At 71.8% G+C, this 14,846-nt stretch carries 10 protein-coding genes; 5 read left to right on the top strand and 5 right to left on the bottom strand.

Going from position 1 to position 14,846, the window contains the following annotated elements; translation table 11 throughout:
- Window positions 1-377: 377 nt before the first annotated feature.
- Together ABZX11_RS47555 and dnaE are read right to left on the bottom strand one after the other, a co-directional pair.
- Entirely contained in the window at window positions 378-1,847 is a 1,470-nt protein-coding gene (locus ABZX11_RS47555; protein ID WP_354925677.1) for an MFS transporter, read from the bottom strand.
- Between the two features lie 810 nt (window positions 1,848-2,657).
- Window positions 2,658-6,245: a DNA polymerase III subunit alpha gene (gene dnaE / locus ABZX11_RS47550; RefSeq protein ID WP_354925674.1), complete on the bottom strand. Its 3,588-nt coding sequence runs from the start codon at window positions 6,243-6,245 to the stop codon at window positions 2,658-2,660.
- A gap of 351 nt (window positions 6,246-6,596) precedes the next feature.
- On the opposite strand from dnaE, the gene ABZX11_RS47545 reads away from it, so the two are divergent.
- Genes ABZX11_RS47545 through ABZX11_RS47525 form a run of 5 tightly spaced genes read left to right on the top strand, consistent with a single transcriptional unit; the run spans window position 6,597 to window position 12,649 of the window.
- The gene (locus ABZX11_RS47545; protein ID WP_354925680.1) at window positions 6,597-7,244 is read left to right on the top strand and encodes a FadR/GntR family transcriptional regulator; all 648 of its coding nucleotides are present in this window, start codon (window positions 6,597-6,599) and stop codon (window positions 7,242-7,244) included.
- On the top strand, window positions 7,241-8,671 hold the full coding sequence (locus ABZX11_RS47540; RefSeq protein WP_176171998.1) for an amino acid permease: 1,431 nt from the start codon (window positions 7,241-7,243) through the stop codon (window positions 8,669-8,671). The genes ABZX11_RS47545 and ABZX11_RS47540 overlap by 4 nt, the downstream gene beginning before the upstream one ends.
- The gene (locus ABZX11_RS47535; protein WP_354925671.1) at window positions 8,668-9,585 is read left to right on the top strand and encodes an asparaginase; all 918 of its coding nucleotides are present in this window, start codon (window positions 8,668-8,670) and stop codon (window positions 9,583-9,585) included. Before ABZX11_RS47540 ends, ABZX11_RS47535 begins: the two co-directional genes overlap by 4 nt.
- Entirely contained in the window at window positions 9,582-10,973 is a 1,392-nt protein-coding gene (gene aspA, locus ABZX11_RS47530; protein WP_176172000.1) for an aspartate ammonia-lyase, read from the top strand. Before ABZX11_RS47535 ends, aspA begins: the two co-directional genes overlap by 4 nt.
- 50 nt (window positions 10,974-11,023) lie before the next feature.
- A complete protein-coding gene (locus ABZX11_RS47525) occupies window positions 11,024-12,649 on the top strand; it encodes a CocE/NonD family hydrolase (RefSeq protein ID WP_354925668.1) in 1,626 nt (541 codons plus the stop codon).
- On the opposite strand, the gene ABZX11_RS47520 is transcribed toward ABZX11_RS47525, so the two are convergent.
- The 3 genes from ABZX11_RS47520 to ABZX11_RS47510 form a co-directional block, all read right to left on the bottom strand.
- On the bottom strand, window positions 12,639-13,823 hold the full coding sequence (locus tag ABZX11_RS47520) for a hypothetical protein (protein ID WP_354925665.1): 1,185 nt from the start codon (window positions 13,821-13,823) through the stop codon (window positions 12,639-12,641). The genes ABZX11_RS47525 and ABZX11_RS47520 overlap by 11 nt on opposite strands.
- Complete coding sequence (locus ABZX11_RS47515; RefSeq protein ID WP_354925662.1) at window positions 13,820-14,329, bottom strand: hypothetical protein; 510 nt, start codon at window positions 14,327-14,329, stop codon at window positions 13,820-13,822. The genes ABZX11_RS47520 and ABZX11_RS47515 overlap by 4 nt, the downstream gene beginning before the upstream one ends.
- A 13-nt stretch (window positions 14,330-14,342) precedes the next feature.
- Window positions 14,343-14,846 (bottom strand): hypothetical protein (locus ABZX11_RS47510; RefSeq protein ID WP_354925659.1); only part of this gene is annotated, 504 nt, incomplete at its 5' end.

The raw sequence follows: 14,846 nt of genomic DNA, 5'->3' as shown, positions 1-14,846 counted from the left end.
CGGGGGGGCGGCCGGGCCACAACCGGGTTTATTAGGCGGGGGGGCCCGGGTCCCCCCCCCCCCGGCCCCCCCCGCCGCCGTCACGCGTCGGCGGGCACCGATGGGCAGCCCTTCCGCGAGTGCCGGGCGGTCCCCCGCGGACGCCGACACCCACTGGACGGAAGGTGACCGAGTGTGTCCATTCCCTCGAACTCCGGACGCCTCGATCGCTCAAGCCGGTCACCCCATCCCCGGGTGGCCGACTGATTGCCACTGTCGGTAGCCGTAGCCGCGCAGTGAAGGCTCCATAAGATCTACCCGGTTGCTCTCCGTAGCACCAGGGTCTTTCCGCGCTCGTCACTCGGATGGAGCATCGCGAATCTGCGGAAAGTAGTGTCTCAGGTCCGGTGGACGTCGGCCGCGGACGTCTCGGCCGTCCGCTCCTCGCGCTCGTCCTCGGACGCCCGGCGCCGCCGCGCCCGCAGTTCGGCGATGGCGAGGGCCAGGGCACCGCACGTCAGGACGGCCGCGCAGCCGAGCGCGACGGTGAGCGCCACCGGGTAGCCGTGGCCGAGGACCAGGCCGAAGACCGAGGCGAGCACGGCGGTCCCGATCGCCGTGCCGATCCGCTGGCCGGTCTGCAGCGCGCCGCCGGCCACCCCGGCCATCCGCACCGGCACGCACTCCAGGGTCAACGTCGTGTTCGGCGAGATCACCATCCCACCGCCGACGCCCGCGAACACCAGTGGCAGCGCGAAGGCCCAGCCGGACGCCGACGGCGGAACCAGTTCCGCGAGCAGCGCGACGGCCAGCAGCCCGGTGGCGACCATGGCGAGCCCGGTGACGGTGAGCCGGCGGCCGAAGCGCGGCACCAGCCGGCCGGCCACGGCGGCCGAGACGGCCGAGCCGAGCGCGAACGGCGTCACCGACAGGCCCGACTGCAGCGGCGAATAGCCGAGGCCCTGCTGGAAGTACATCGCGAAGACCAGCCAGATCCCGGCGAACCCGCAGAAGTAGAGCGCCCCGACCGCCGCGCCCGAGGCGTACCCCGGGGTGCCGGTGAACAGGCGCGTGTCGAGCAGCGGCGACCGGCCGCGCCGGACCACCGACCGCTCCCAGCGCACGAACGCGAACCCGAACGCCGCGGCGACGAGGAAGAGCCACCACAGCTGCTTGAAGCCGCCGCTGTCCGAGTCGATGACGGGCAGCAGCACGCCGAGGACGGCGACCGCCAGCAGCGCGATGCCGACGAAGTCGATCTCCGAGGAGATCTTGAGCTGTTTCTTCTCGCTTCGCGGCAGCAGGCGCAGCGCGAGGGCGAACGCGAGGACGCCGATCGGGACGTTGACGTAGAACACCCACCGCCAGCCGTCTTCGGCGCCGAAGACCGCGATGATGGCGCCGCCGAGGATCGGGCCGACGGCGGTCGAGATCCCGACGACCGCGCCGAACATGCCGAACGCGCGGCCGCGCTCGGCGCCGCGGAAGAGGTCCTGGATCAGGCCGGTGTTCTGCGGGGTCAGCATGCCGGCGGCCAGGCCCTGGGCGAGCCGGGCGAGAACGAGGGTGGTCTCGTTCGGGGCCGCGCCGGCCAGCGCGCTGGTGAGGACGAAGGCGGCGAGGGCGCCGAGGAACATGTTCCGCCGGCCGAAGGCGTCCCCGAGGCGGCCGCCGGTGACGAGGACCAGGCCGAAGGCCAGGGCGTAGCCGGAGACGACCCAGCGGATGCCGCCGCTGCTCGCGTGCAGGCCGGCCTGCATCGAGGGAAGGGCGACGTTGACGATGCTGACGTCGAGCAGGCCCATGAACCCGGCCGTGAGCGAGACGGCAAGCGCTTTCCAGCGCCGGGGGTCGGGTTCGTACGACATCGGGGAGCTGACCTCACGCGTGTTCGCCGGGCGGGGATACCCACTCAGCAAACACGAAAGGCGGGCTTCGCGCGCGTTGTGGGGCGGCGGATGGACGGGGGTTGCGGCGGCGGGGGTGGGGGTGCGGCGGAGCGGGGATGGCTCGGCCCGGCGACGCACCGCGCGGGCTACGGCGGCTCGCCACCGCGGCCAGGTGGGGATGCGCGGCGGAACAAGACGGCTCGCCACCCGCCGCCGGGTGGGGACGCGCGGCGGAACGAGACGACTCGGCCCAGCGGCACACCGCGCGAGCTACGGCGGCTCGCCACCGCCGCCGGGTAGGGATGCGCGGTGGAACGAGACGGCTCGGCCCGGCGACGCACCCCGCGAGCCGCGGCGGCTCGCCACCACGGAACGAGACGACTCGCCCGACGACGCACCACGCGAGCTACGGCGGCTCGCCACCGCCGCCGGGTAGGGATGCGCGGCGGAACGAGACGACTCGACCCGGCGGCACACCGCGCGAGCTGCGGCGGCTCGCCACCGCAGCCAGGTGGGGATGCGCGGCGGAGCGGGGATGGCTCGGCCCGGCGGCGGATCGACCGCGACAGGGGGATCGGGATGTGCGGCCGCGAGATGGCTCCGGTGCTGCTGAGGCGGGACAGCCGGCCAGAGCCGGGCAGGAGGACGGCTCGTTCCTCGCTCCCCCGGCCCACCGCCGCCACCCTTGGCCCCCGGCCCCTTGGCCCCCCGGCCCGGCCGCCCGGCCCTGGCCCCGGGCCCCCGGCACCTGGGCCCTGGCCCTGGCCCTGGCCCTGGGCGGCACAGTTCCTACGTCGAGGCCGTGATCCCCCGGATGCCCTTCAGCTCGCCGATCAGCATCGAGCTGACCTTCACCGGGTAGTCGTACAGCGCGAAGACCGTCTGGTTTTTGCCCACCAGCTTCAGGTGCACCGGGGTCTCGCCCTTGTGCGCCAGCAGCGTCGACCTCAGCTCGCTGACCACCGACTGGTCGATCTTCTCCGCCGCCGCGAGGAGGACCAGGGGGGGCTCGTCGTCGCCGCTGCCCGTGCCGACCTCGGACAGGTCCAGCGTGGCCAGGCCGCCTCCGAAGACCGACATCTTGTCTTCGCGCCAGTTGACCCGGCCCTTGACCAGGACCGCGTTGTCCTCGATCAGCTCGCTCGCGAAGAGCGCGTACGACTTCGGGAAGAACAGCACCTCGAGGGACGCGTCCATGTCCTCGACCGTGCAGATCGCCCAGGGCTCGCCCTTCTTGTTGACCCGCCGCTCCAGCGACGTGATCAGCCCGGAGATGACGATCTCGCCTTCGCGTGGCGGGTCGGCGAGGATGCCGGCGATCGGCTTCGGGGCGTGCTTGCGCAGGATCCGCTCGGCGCCGTCCAGGGGGTGGGCCGAGACGTACAGGCCGAGCATCTCGCGCTCGTAGGCCAGCAGCTGCTTGCGCGGGTACTCCTCCTCGCCGAACTTCAGGTGCGCGAGCGGGGACGACGACGGCGCCGCCTCCCCCTCGTCGCCGCCGAAGCCGAACAGGTCGAACTGGCCCATCGCCTCCTGGCGCTTGAGCGGGACGACCGCTTCGACCGCGTCCTCGTGGACCTGGATCATCGACAGCCGCGTGTGGCCGAGGGAGTCGAACGCGCCCGCCTTGATCAGCGACTCGATCACCCGCTTGTTGCAGGCCACCAGCTCGGACTTGTCGAGGAAGTCGGTGAAGGAGGCGTACTTGCCCTTCTCCTCGCGGGTCTTGATGATCGACTCGACGACGTTCGCGCCGACGTTGCGGACGGCACCCAGCCCGAAGCGGATGTCGTCCCCGACGGCCGCGAACCGCATGGCCGATTCGTTGACGTCCGGCGGGAGCACCTTGATGCCGAGGCGGCGGCACTCGGACAGGTAGACCGCCGACTTGTCCTTGTTGTCACCCACCGAGGTGAGCAGGGCCGCCATGTACTCGGCGGTGAAGTTGGCCTTGAGGTACGCGGTCCAGTAGGAGACCAGGCCGTACGCGGCCGCGTGGCTCTTGTTGAACGCGTAGCCGGCGAACGGGAGGATCGTGTCCCAGAGCGCCTTGATCGCTTCTTTGGAGAACCCGCCGGGCACGAGGTCGCTGTTGCGCATGCCCTCTTCGAAGCCCTCGAACTCCTTGTCGAGGACTTCCTTCTTCTTCTTGCCCATCGCGCGGCGGAGCACGTCCGCGCGGCCCATCGTGTACCCGGCCACCTTCTGGCCGATGTGCATGATCTGCTCTTGGTACACGATCAGGCCGTACGTGTCGGCCAGGATCTCCCGCAGCGGCTCGTCGAGCTCCGGGTGGATCGGCTTGACCTTCTGCCGGTTGTTCTTGCGGTCGGCGTAGTCGTTGTGCGCGTTCATGCCCATCGGGCCGGGGCGGTACAGCGCGCCGACCGCGACGATGTCGTCGAACACCGTGGGCTCCATGCGCCGGAGCAGGTCGCGCATGGGGCCACCGTCCAGCTGGAACACGCCGAGCGTGTCGCCGCGGGCCAGCAGCTTGTACGTCTCGGGGTCCTCGACGCCCAGGGTGTCGAGGTCGACGTCGACCCCGCGGTTGGCCTTGATGTTGTCGATCGCGTCACCGATGACGGTGAGGTTGCGCAGGCCGAGGAAGTCCATCTTGAGCAGGCCGATGGCCTCGCACGACGGGTAGTCCCAGCCGGTGATGATCGAGCCGTCGTCCCGCTGCCAGAGCGGGATGGCGTTGGTCAGCGGCTCGCTCGACATGATGACCGCGCAGGCGTGCACGCCCGCGTTGCGGATCAGGCCTTCGAGACCGCGGGCGGTCTCGAAGATCGTCTTGCACTCTTCGTCGGTCTCGACCAGGGCGCGGACCTCGGCGGCCTCGCCGTAGCGTTCGTGCTTCGAGTCGACGATGCCCGAGAGCGGGATGTCCTTCGCCATGATCGGCGGCGGCAGCGCCTTGGAGATCTTGTCCGCGATCGCGTACCCCGGCTGGCCGAAGTGGACGCGCGCGGAGTCCTTGATCGCGGCCTTGGTCTTGATCGTGCCGAAGGTGATGACCTGGGCGACCTTGTCCGCGCCGTACTTCTCGGTCGCGTACCGGATCATCTCGCCGCGCCGGCGGTCGTCGAAGTCGATGTCGATATCGGGCATCGAGACGCGCTCGGGGTTCAGGAACCGCTCGAACAGCAGCTTCTGCGGGATCGGGTCCAGGTTGGTGATACCGAGGACGTACGCGACCAGCGATCCGGCCGCCGAGCCGCGGCCGGGGCCGACCCGGATGCCGACGCGGCGGGCGTAGCTGATGAGGTCGGCGACGATCAGGAAGTAGGCCGGGAAGCCCTTGCCGATGATGACGTCGAGCTCGATCTCGATGCGCTCGTTGTAGTACGGGTCCGGCACGCCGTCCGGGAACCGCCACTTCAGGCCGCGCTGGACCTCTTCGCGCAGCCAGCTGCCCTGGTCGTAGCCCTCCGGCACCTCGAAGAACGGCAGCCGGTCCTTGTGCGCGTACACCTCTTCGTAGGACTCGACGCGCTCGGCGATCAGCAGCGTCGTGTCGGCCGCGCCGGGCACCTCCTTGTCCCAGTACTCGCGCATCTCGGCGGCGGACTTGAGGTAGTAGCCGTCACCGTCGAACTTGAACCGGGTCGGGTCGTTGAGGGTCTTGCCCGCCTGGACGCACAGCAGCGCCGAGTGGGTGTCCGCCTGGTCCTTGGTGACGTAGTGCGAGTCGTTCGTCGCGATCGGCTTGAGGTCGAGCAGCCTGCCGATCTCCAGCAGGCCCTCCCGGACCGACCGCTCGATCGGCAGGCCGTGGTCCATCAGCTCGAGGAAGAAGTTGTCGGCGCCGAAGATGTCCTTGTAGTCGGACGCGGCCTGGATGGCCTCCTCGCGCTGGCCCAGCCGCAGCCGGGTCTGCACCTCGCCGGACGGGCAGCCGGTGGTGGCGATGATGCCGGAGCTGTTCTCCGAGATCAGCTCGCGGTCCATCCGGGGCTTGCGGTAGTAGCCCTGCATGCTGGCCAGCGAGGACAGCTTGAACAGGTTCCGCAGGCCGGTCGCGTTCGCGGCCAGCATGGTCATGTGCGTGTACGCACCGCCACCGGAGACGTCGCCGCCCTCACCGAACTCGTCCGAGCCGCGCTGGTTGGCCTGGCCCCAGAAGACGGGCTTCTTGTGGAACCGGCTCTCCGGCGCGATGTAGGCCTCGATGCCGATGATCGGCTTGATGCCCACCTTCTTGGACTGCTGGTAGAACTCGTCGCCGCCGTACATGTTGCCGTGGTCGGTCATGCCGACCGCGGGCATGCCGAGGCGCGCCGCCTCCGCGAAGAGAGGAGCGATCTTCGCCGCACCGTCGAGCATCGAGTACTCGGTGTGGACGTGCAGGTGGACGAAGGAATCGTTCGACACCAGCGAAAACCTCCCCTAGGTGGATCGGACCGGCGCGCCGGGTCCCCCACCATAGCTTGGGCCACCGACACTCCCGACACGTGCTCGCCGGGTCGATTCTGCTCCTCGACGGCGGTGTTCCGCCGCTGGGACACGCCCCCCTTTCCGGGCGGAAACGATCACGACACGGGCCGCTGCCGAGCCGTCCCCGGGAGTGACGGAAGCGGGCGGCCCAGGTCGTGAGCTGGCGCACACGGGCGGCCTCCCGCGTTGACACCGCCACCACCGGCACCGAGCATTCCCGCCATGAACCTGTCTGACAGCCAGACAGCCGGACAAGGTGGCCCGGGTGTTCCCCGCCGGGTGAGCGCCATGGAAGCCGTGCTGGCCCACCTGCGCGCCGCCATCGAGCGCGGCGAGTACGCCGTCGGCGCCAAGCTGCCCTCCGAAGCGGCCCTGAGCAGGGAGTTCGAGGTCAGCCGGTCGGTCATCCGGGAGGCCCTCCGCGGCCTGCAGGCGCTCGGCATGACCGAGTCGAAGACCGGCAAGGGCACCTTCGTCACCGCGACCGGCCCGGCGGACAACCCCACCTTCGGGCCCTACTCGGCCCGTGACCTCATCGAGGTGCGGCGGCACGTCGAGATCCCGGTCGCCGGGTACGCCGCGGTGCGCCGCAGCCAGGACGACCTCGACCTGCTCGGCCACCTGCTCGACCGGATGGACGCCGAGACCGACAACACCGCGTGGGTCGCCCTCGACTCGCTCTTCCACATCACCATCGCGCAGGCCTCGGGCAACCCCGTCTTCGGGAAGGTGATCGAGGAGATCCGGGACGCGCTCGCCCGCCAGTCCGCCTTCCTCAACCAGCTCGGCGACCGGCGGCGCCAGTCGAACGTCGAGCACCGGGACATCGTCACCGCGATCGAGAGCGGTTCCGAAGAGCAGGCCGTCGCGGCCATGACGGCGCACCTGACGCACGTCGAAGCCACCCTGACCAGCATCGTGAACGGGGAACAGTGACCGAACAGACCGTCCCGGCCACCACCGCCGACACCGCGGACGCGGGTGACGCCGGCTACCACAAGGCCCTGAAGTCCCGGCACGTCAACATGATCGCCATCGGCGGCGCGATCGGCACCGGCCTGTTCCTCGGCGCGGGCGGCCGGCTCGCCCAGGCCGGCCCGGCGCTGGCGATCGTCTACGGCGTCTGCGGGCTCTTCGCCTTCTTCGTCGTCCGCGCGCTCGGCGAGCTGATCCTGTACCGGCCCTCCAGCGGCGCCTTCGTCTCCTACGCCCGCGAGTTCATGGGCGAGAAGGGCGCGTACGTCGCCGGCTGGATGCACTTCCTCAACTGGTCGACCACCGGCATCGCCGACATCACGGCGATCGCGCTCTACGCGCACTTCTGGTCGTTCTTCTCGCCGATCCCGCAGTGGGTGCTCGCGCTGATCGCCCTCGCCGTCGTGCTGACGCTGAACATGGTGTCGGTGAAGCTGTTCGGCGAGATGGAGTTCTGGTTCGCGATCATCAAGGTCGCCGCGCTGGTGCTGTTCATGGTCATCGGCATCTTCCTGCTGGTGACGCAGACGCCGATCGACGGCGTGGCCGGCGGCCCGCAGCTGATCGCCGACCACGGCGGGATCTTCCCCTCCGGGCTGCTGCCGATGGTGCTGATCGTGCAGGGCGTGGTGTTCGCCTACGCCTCGGTCGAGCTGGTCGGCGTGGCCGCGGGCGAGACCGAGAACCCGGAGAAGATCATGCCGAAGGCGATCAACTCCATCATGTGGCGCATCCTCGTCTTCTACGTCGGCTCGGTCGTGCTGCTGGCGATGCTGCTGCCGTGGAGCTCCTACACGAAGGACCAGAGCCCGTTCGTCACCGTGCTCTCGCACCTGGGCGTGCCCGCGGCCGACAGCGTGATGAACCTGGTCGTGCTCACCGCGGCGCTGTCCAGCCTGAACTCGGGCCTGTACTCGACCGGCCGGATCCTGCGGTCGATGGCGGTGGCGGGCTCGGCGCCGAAGTTCACCGGCGTGATGAACCGCAACCACGTGCCCTACGGCGGGATCCTGCTCACCGCGGCCGTGTGCGTGCTCGGCGTCGGGCTCAACTACCTGGTGCCGAAGGAGGCCTTCGACATCGTGCTGAACTTCGCCGCGATCGGCATCCTCGCCACCTGGGCCATCATCGTGCTCTGCCACCTGCTGTTCGTGCGCCGGGCCGAGCGGGACGGCCTCGAGCGGCCGTCCTTCCGGCTGCCGTTCTCGCCCTACACGGAGATCGCGACGCTGGTCTTCCTCGCCGCGGTCGTGGTGCTGATGGGCTTCGACGAGACCGGCCGGATCACCCTGCTCGCGCTGCCGGCCATCGTCGTCGCACTGGTCGCCGGCTGGTTCGGCGTGCGCAGGCGGATCGACATGCGCGCGTTCGACGAGGAGGGCCTGTGAGCCACGAGCCGCTCGTCGAACTGATCCGCGACGGCCTGGTCGAGGGCGTCCACCACGGCTCGGCCGTGGTGCTCGCCCCGGACGGCTCGACGCGGTTCGCCGCCGGGGACGTCGACACCCCGATGTACCCGCGGTCGACGGCGAAGCCGCTGCAGGCCACCGCGATGGCGCGGCTCGGGCTGCGCCTGTCCCCCGCCGGGTTCGCCATCGCCGCGGCCAGCCACTCGGGCGAGCCGATGCACCTCGGCGCCGCCCTCGACGTCCTCGACGGGCGCTCGCCCGACCTGCTCGGCAACCCGGCGGACTTCCCGTTCGACCCGGTCGAGCGCGACCGCTGGCTCGCCGAGGGGCGGGCGCCGTCCCGGCTCGGGCACAACTGCTCCGGCAAGCACGCGGCCATGCTCGCGACCTGCGCGGTGAACGGCTGGGCCACCGAGGGTTACCTCGACCCGGCCCACCCGCTGCAACGCGCGATCGCGGCCACGGTCGAGGACCTGACCGGGCGGGACATCGCCCGGGTGGCCGTCGACGGCTGCGGCGCACCGCTGTTCGCGACCACGCTGCGCGGGCTGGCGACGGCCGTGTCGAGGATCGCGGTCGCCGCGCCGGACACGCCGGAAGGCCTGGTGGCCGCCGGGATCCGGCAGCACCCGGAGCTGGTCGGCGGCAGCAGGCGGGACGTCACCGCCGTCATGCGCGCGGTGCCGGGGCTGATCGCCAAGGACGGCTTCGAGGCCGTCCAGGTCGCCGCGCTGCCCGACGGCACGGCGATCGCGTTCAAGATCGCCGACGGCGGGGACCGGGCGCGCTACCCGGTGCTGGCCGCGCTGCTCGGGCGGTGCGGGATCGACGTCCCACCTGGCCCCGACAACCTCCGTTTCGCCGGAAATCTTCCTGTGGGGAGCACCGTATGACCACCCGCCGCGAACACGACCTGCTCGGCGACAAGGACGTCCCGGCCGAGGCGTACTGGGGCGTGCACACCGCCCGCGCCCGCGAGAACTTCCCGATCACGGGCACGACGCTCGCCGCCTACCCGCACCTGGTCGAGGCATTGGCCGCGGTCAAGGAAGCCGCGGCACGGGCCAACGCCGAGCTGGGCCTGCTCGACCCGGAGATCGCGGACGCGATCGGCGAAGCCTGCCGGGAGATCCGCGAAGGCGCCCTGCACGGCGAGTTCGTCGTCGACGTCATCCAGGGCGGTGCCGGGACGTCGACCAACATGAACGCCAACGAGGTCATCGCCAACCGGGCACTGGAACTGCTCGGGCACGCCAAGGGCGACTACCACGTCGTGCACCCCAACGAGCACGTCAACCTCTCGCAGTCGACGAACGACGCCTACCCGACCGCGGTCAACGTCGCCACGATCCTCGCCGTGCGCGGGCTGTCGGAAGCGATGATCGTGCTGGAGAAGGCGTTCGCGGCCAAGGCCGTCGAGTTCCACGACGTGCTGAAGATGGGCCGCACGCAGCTGCAGGACGCCGTGCCGATGACGCTCGGCCAGGAGTTCGGCACCTACGCGGTGATGCTCGGCGAGGACCGGCAGCGGCTGAACGAAGCCGTCGCGCTGCTGCACGAAATCAACCTCGGCGCGACCGCGATCGGCACCGGCCTCAACGCCGCGCCGGGCTACGCCGAAGCCGCCTGCCGGCACCTGCGCGAGCTCACCGGGCTGCCGGTCGTGACCGCCGCGGACCTGGTCGAGGCGACCCAGGACTGCGGCGCGTTCGTGCACCTTTCCGGTGTCCTCAAGCGGATCGCGGTCAAGCTGTCCAAGAGCTGCAACGACCTGCGGCTGCTGTCCTCTGGTCCGCGCGCCGGGCTGAACGAGATCAACCTGCCGCCGGTGCAGGCCGGGTCGTCGATCATGCCCGGCAAGATCAACCCGGTGATCCCCGAGGTGGTCAACCAGGTCGCGTTCGAGGTGATCGGCAACGACGTCACCGTGACGATGGCCGCCGAAGCGGGGCAGCTGCAGCTCAACGCGTTCGAGCCGATCATCCTGCACTCGCTCTCGGAAAGCATCACGCACCTGGGCGCGGCCTGCCGGACCCTCGCGGAGAAGTGCGTTTCCGGCATCACCGCCAACGTCGACGTCCTGCGCGCCTACGTCGAGAACTCGATCGGCCTGGTCACGGCGCTGAACCCGAGCATCGGCTACGCGGCCGCGACGGAGATCGCCAAGGAGGCGCTCGCGACCGGACGCGGGGTCGCCGAGCTCGTCGTCGAGAAGGGCCTGATCCCGGCCGAAGAGCTGGCCAGGCTGCTGCGTCCGGAAACGCTCGCGCGGGCGAACTGAGGTACGGTCGGATCCGGAAGGATCGACTCCACTTCGGAAGGCGGGCGCCCGTGCTGGACCGACTTGTCGACAAGCTGCTCGGACTCCCCCGCGCCGAAGGCCCCAAGCCGGCCGTGACACGCGACCTCGAGGTGCCGATGCCCGACGGCGTCACGCTGCTGGCCGACCGGTACGCGCCGGCCGGGACGACGTCGGCGCCGGTCGTGCTGATCCGCACCCCGTACGGGCGCAAGGGGCTGCTCTCGAAGCTCTTCGGCGAGACGTTCGCGCGGCACGGGCTGCAGACGGTCATCCAGAGCACGCGCGGCTCGTTCGGCTCCGGCGGCGAGTTCCGGCCCTTCCACCTCGAACGCGAAGACGGCCTCGCCACCGCCGAGTGGCTGCGCGCGCAGCCGTGGTGCGACGGCACCCTCGGCATGGCGGGCGCCAGCTACCTCGGGCACACGCAGTGGGCGATCGGGCCGTACCTGGACCCGCCGCCGGCCGCGATGTGCCTCGGGGTGACGGCGTCGGAGTTCGTCTCGACGTTCTACCCGGGCGGCGTGCTCGCGGCGGACAACATGGTCTCGTGGTCGGCGATGATCGGCCGCCAGGAGGAACGGTTCGCCGCCCTGCCGAACCCGCTGCAGACGCGCAAGACCCGCCGGGCGATGGCCCACCTGCCGATCAGCGGCGCCGACGTGGCCGCGATCGGCAAGCCGGTGCAGTTCCTCCAGGACGTCACCGGGCACTTCGTCCCCGGAGACGACTACTGGGCGATGTCCGACCACAGCGCCGAGGTCGCCGGGCTCGACGTCCCGGTGTCGATGGTGACCGGCTGGTACGACCTGTTCATCGGCTCGCAGCTGCGTGACTTCCGGATCCTCGCCGACGCCGGCAAGGCACCGCGGATCACGATCGGGCCGTGGGCGCACGGCGAGCCCGCGAGCATGGGCCCGATGATCCGCGACCAGCTCGGCTTCCTGCGCGCGCACCTGCTCGGCGACCGGACGTATCTGCAGCGGTCGCCGGTCCGGCTGTTCCTGCAGGGCGCCGGGACGTGGCTGGACTTCGAGTCGTGGCCGCCGCCGTCGAAGCCGACCGGCGCGCACCTGCGGCCGATCGGCGGGCTCGGCGAGGTCGCGACCGACCCGGCGCTGCCGACGACGTTCACCTACGACCCGGCCGACCCGACGCCGTCGGTCGGCGGCCCGCTGCTGACCGGCGAGTGGAAGCAGCGCGACAACCAGGAGGTCGAGGCCCGGCCGGACGTGCTGGTGTTCACCGGCGAGCCGCTGCCGTCGGACCTCGACGTCATCGGCGAGGTGGCGGCGACCGTGCACGTGCGCACCGAACTCGGCCACGCCGACGTCTTCGTCCGGCTCTGCGACGTCGACGCCGGCGGCGTTTCCCGCAACGTGACCGACGGGATCCTGCGGCTGCGCCCCGGTTTCCCGGCCGCGGACGCCGACGGCGTGGTGACCGCGGAGGTGACGCTCGACCCGACGGCCTACCGCTTCCGCCGCGGCCACCGGCTGCGCGTCCAGGTGGCGGGCGGGGCGTTCCCGCGGTTCGGGCGGAACCACGGAACGGACGAGCCGGTGACGTCGGCGGTGGACGGCAGGCCGAACCGCTTCGAGGTGTTCCACGACGCGGCCCGGCCGTCCCGGATCACGCTGCCGGTGTTCAGCGGCTGACCACGCGCGCCCACGGCCAGCGCAGCAGCGGCCAGGCGGCGGCCAAGAGCGCGGCGGCCGTCCAGACCGGCCAGCCCGCGGCGGCCCAGAGCCCGAGCGCGCGGAGGGTGCCGGACTCGCCGATCTGCAGCCAGGCGGCGTGCGCGGCGAGCAGCAGCCAGCCCAGCTGGACCAGCCAGCCCAGCGGGTAGCACGCGATCGCGGCGAAGGCGGTGGCGCGCGGGCCCGCGCGCAGCAGCCGGCGGCGCAGGGCCATGGGCGGGTGGGTGAGCCGGGCGAGCACGCGGCCGGGATGCGGGGCACCCAGCCGCATTGCCGGTCCGGCGGCGGCGACGTGGTCGGCGGCGAACTCGGCGCTCCACGAACCGGCGACGGGCAGCGTGATGGCGGCGAGCAGCAGCCCGAACGCGTTGAGCAGTATCAGGCCCAGTCCGGCGACGAGCTGCCCAGCGGAGTGCACGGACCCGTCGAGGACGTCGGCGAACCACACCGCTCCGACCGGCACCACGGCGGCCCAGGCGAACAGGGCGAACCAGTGCCGGACGAGGAAGGCGAGCGGGCTGGTGGCCCCGGCGAGGTAGGTGTCGCCCTGCCGGCAGTGCGCGAGTTCGTGCCGCACGACGGCTTCGGCGGCGGCGCGGTCCCGCCGCCAGAGCACGACGAGCGGGGCGAAGACGGCGAGCCGCGGCCGCCGGGGACGGCGGAGGTAGGCGAAGGCGAGCAGGTCGGTGCGCCGCGGGTTGGCCCGGACTTCGACACCGGGCAGCTGGGCCCGCGCGTAGGCGGCGATGGCGGCGAGGCTCGGGGTGCGGAGGTCGTCGCTCAGCCCGTACCGGCGCTCGACGAGCCGCCCGCGCACCCCGGCGCCGGCGACGGTGACGACGGCGGCGAGCAGCACGACGGCGGGCATCAGATCGACGAGCCCGGCCACGCGCAGGACGTCGCTGCCGGGGACGGTGGCGGCGGGGTTCGGGGTGACGCCGACGAGGTCGAACAGGCTGTCCCGCCAGGCGGGGAGCTGCCGGGGCACGGTCCAGCACAGGGCGGTGAAGAACCAGAAGAGCAGCCAGGGCGGCGCCGGCGGCTGGTGACCGATCCGCGCGGGGGCGCCGCCGGGAACCGGCCCCCGCACCGCCGCGGGCGCGGGCGTGCCGGGCACAGGATCGCCGGTCATCGGCCCGGGTCCTCCGGTGGGGCCGCGGCCAGGTAGGCCCGGGTGCCCGCGCCGTCCTTGATCAGGGCCCGGACGATGCGGAACGTCAGAACCTCGCTCTCGGTCTCCGGCACCCCCGCCGCCTTCAGCTCGGCGCTGATCGCGTCGATCAGGTGGTTGAGCTCGGGCAGCCCGCGCGCCTGCGGTTCCGGGACCTGCTTCGCGCGGCGGCGGTCCCACAGGTCGCCGAGGTTCTTCAGCAGCGTGGAAACACTGCTGAGGTTGCCGCCCAGCGCCGCCCAGATCGCCGGGCCCGTCAGCGTCACCGCCGCCAGCACGTGCGGGAACAGCACGATCGGCGCGGTCACGTCGAAGCCGCCGGGTGCCGCGTTCGTGCGCGCGAACAGCTCGCGCCGCGCCGCGCCGCCCGTCAGGTACGCCGCCGTCAGCGACGGAACCAGTTCCGCCTCGTCCGGTGCCACCTCCGCCGCCAGCCGCACCGCCCAGCCGATGACCTCGTCGTTCACCCGTTCCGCCCCTCTATGCGAACGCTTCGTGGAACTCGACCTCGTACGGCCCGGGCACGAACGGCCCGCCGAGCCCCAGCTCGACCACCGCCGTCGCGCCCGGGGCGACCGCCGGCCGTGCCTGGCCGAACAGCTCCGCCACCTTCGCCCCGCCGACGAAGAGGGTCAGCCGGAACAACCCCGTCCGCGGCCGGTCCGCCCGGTTCGCCACCGTGATTTCGCCGGTGAAGAACCCGGTGCCGTCGTCACCTACCCGGGCGCCGGTCAGGTCCCACTGCCGGTCGCTCCCCCGCACCGCGACGTCCACCGCGGACGGCGGCGGCGGGGCCTCGGGCACCGGCGCGGCCGTCCGGCTCAGGAAGAGGCCGAACCCGAGCAGCAGCGAGCCCGCGACCACCGCGAGCGCGTGCACCCCCGCGCGACGGACGACGCCCGGCACCGGACCCTCCACTGTGGACGAACGCCCGGCCGGGCGTTCGTCCACCAGGCGCGCCCGCGGGCCAAGCCGGGACAAAAA

The sequence above is a fragment of the Amycolatopsis sp. NPDC004169 genome, from assembly GCF_040610315.1.
Classification (GTDB): Bacteria; Actinomycetota; Actinomycetes; order Mycobacteriales; family Pseudonocardiaceae; genus Amycolatopsis.
This window is presented reverse-complemented; position numbering and strand designations above follow the sequence as displayed.

What these genes read in the sequence shown, in the direction of transcription:
- ABZX11_RS47520 (WP_354925665.1), bottom strand. Translation starts at nt 13,823, where the DNA reads ATGACCGGCGATCCTGTGCCCGGCACGCCCGCGCCCGCGGCGGTGCGG.
- ABZX11_RS47555 (WP_354925677.1), bottom strand. Translation starts at nt 1,847, where the DNA reads ATGTCGTACGAACCCGACCCCCGGCGCTGGAAAGCGCTTGCCGTCTCG.
- ABZX11_RS47545 (WP_354925680.1), top strand. Translation starts at nt 6,597, where the DNA reads ATGGAAGCCGTGCTGGCCCACCTGCGCGCCGCCATCGAGCGCGGCGAG.
- aspA (WP_176172000.1), top strand. Translation starts at nt 9,582, where the DNA reads ATGACCACCCGCCGCGAACACGACCTGCTCGGCGACAAGGACGTCCCG.